Annotated in this window: 1 protein-coding gene and 1 pseudogene; both read right to left on the bottom strand. The window is 73.0% G+C overall.

What is annotated here, in order from left to right; genetic code table 11:
- Positions 1-1,138 (bottom strand): methyl-accepting chemotaxis protein (locus CCE01nite_RS21110; RefSeq protein ID WP_141372987.1); only part of this gene is annotated, 1,138 nt, incomplete at its 3' end.
- Positions 1,139-1,245: 107 nt separating this feature from the next.
- Positions 1,246-1,606 (bottom strand): annotated as a pseudogene (locus tag CCE01nite_RS21105) (methyl-accepting chemotaxis protein); the annotation flags it as partial.

The following is a 1,606-nucleotide window of genomic DNA, read 5'->3' as shown; positions in this document are numbered from 1 at the left end:
CCTGCGAGCTCTCGCCGAGCGCCCCGACGGTCGAGGCGGCCTCCTGCGCGTGCCCGACGGCCTGCGAGGCGACCTTGGCGGCCTCGTTGGCGTTCTGCGCGATCTCGCGGATCGAGGCGCCCATCTGCTCGGCGCCCGCGGCGACGGTCTGCACGTTGCGGCTGACCTGCTCCGCGGCGGCCGCGACGACGCCGGCCTGCGCCGAGGTCTCCTCGGAGCCGGACGCGAGCTCGTGCGTCGAGGCGGACATGAGCTCGGCGGACGACGCGAGCTCGCGGGAGGTCTCGGCGACGCGGCCGAGCGTGGCCCGCATCGCGTCCTGGGCCGTGCCGAGCGAGCGCGCCATGAGGCCGAGCTCGTCGCGGGTCGTGACCTCGGCGCGGACCGTGAGGTCGCCGTGCTCCATCGCCTCGATCACGCGCTGGACCTGGAGCACCGAGCTGCGCATCGAGCGGGCGAGCAGCAGCCCGAGCGCGACGACCACGCCGATGCCGAGGACGAGCGCGACGACGAGGATGATGCGGGCCGTGTCGGCGGCGCGCTGCGCCTCGGCGGCGATGCCGTCGATGTACTCGGTCATGCCGGCCTCGATCGCGTCGAGCTGGTCGACGAACTCGCTCTTGATCGGCTCGGTCACGTCGGTCAGGACGCGCTCGTACTCGGCGGAGTCGTCGGCGAGGGCCGCGGGGACGAGCTCGTTGTCGCGCGCGTCCTTCCACGCCTCCCAGTTCGCCGTGAAGTCGTGGATCCGGGGCTCGAGGTCGCCGATCACCAGGGTCACGGCGTCGAGCGCCTCCTGGAGCTCCGCGTCGTTCTCCTCCTGCTCGACGAGCCAGAACTCCTCGGCCTCGTCGGACGTGAGGGCGCCGAGCTGGGCGACGATCATGCGCGCCTTGAGCTGGTCCTCGTGGACCGTCGCGAGCGGGTCGCCCACCGACTTCTGCACGTCGGCGAGCGCCGCGGTCTTGGCCGCGAGGCTCTCGGACTCGTAGATGCCGAGCCCGCCGATGGCGATCGCGACGACGGACAGCACCCCGATGACGCCGAGGAGCTTCCCGCGGATCGAGCTCGTGAGCCCGCGGCGGGTGGCCGCGGTGCCGGTGCCGCCCGTGGGGGCGGAGGGACCGGTCGTCGTCATGGCATGCACTCCTCGTCGTGGCGGGGCGGTGCCCCGGTGTCGTCGCACCACCGATCGGCGCGGGCACCGGCCTGATGAGGTGCGGACCGGACGAGGGGCGGGCGATTTCAGTAGGTGAAGGCAACCGTCCGCTCGCGGAGCTCGTCCGAGAGCCGGGCGAGCTCGACGACGGAGGCGCTCATCTGCGCGAGCACGTGCGAGCTGGTCTCGGCGGCCGAGGCGACGCCGGTGATGTTCGCGGCGATCTCGCCGGAGCCGGCGGCGGCCTCCTGGACCCCGCGGGACATCTCGGTCGTCGTCGCGGTCTGCTCCTCGACCGACGACGCGATCGTGAGCTGGTAGTCGTTGATCGACTCGATGATGTGCGTGATCTGCTCGATCGCCGCGACGGCGCCCGTGGTGTCGAGCTGGATCGCGTCGACGCGGCGGGCGATGTCCTCGGTGGCCCGGGCGGTCTCGCGCGCGAGC

The sequence above is a fragment of the Cellulomonas cellasea genome (genome assembly GCF_006538745.1).
Classification (GTDB): Bacteria; Actinomycetota; Actinomycetes; order Actinomycetales; family Cellulomonadaceae; genus Cellulomonas_A; species Cellulomonas_A cellasea.
The sequence above is the reverse complement of the archived record's forward strand: the minus strand, read 5'-3'. Positions and strand labels throughout refer to the sequence as shown.